This is a genomic window from Desulfovibrio desulfuricans, from assembly GCF_024460775.1.
Classification (GTDB): domain Bacteria; phylum Desulfobacterota; class Desulfovibrionia; order Desulfovibrionales; family Desulfovibrionaceae; genus Desulfovibrio; species Desulfovibrio desulfuricans_E.
In genome coordinates, this window is the sequence record NZ_JANFYZ010000133.1 from 1 (window position 1) to 216 (window position 216).

The window sequence follows — 216 nt, forward strand, 5'->3', positions numbered from 1 at the left end:
GCTGAAAGCGAACGGTCAGATCACCCCAGCGCAGCAAACTGCGCGTGGAGAATGTTACCTCTATGGTGTTGGTCAGATTGTTTGTGGTAGCCTCGCCCATGAAGAGTTTTCGAACCTCATTGGCGTAGTCCACCATGGTAGCGCACAATGATTCGGGCAGAGATGGGAAGCGCCGGGCAAGTAAGCTTTTTTCCACATCGGCAGATGGGTAGCCCA

At 53.7% G+C, this 216-nt stretch carries 1 protein-coding gene; it reads right to left on the reverse strand.

Features of this window, described 5'->3' with window-relative positions:
* Positions 1 to 216 (reverse strand): CbbQ/NirQ/NorQ domain-containing protein (locus NE637_RS15665; protein WP_256267846.1); only part of this gene is annotated, 216 nt, incomplete at both ends.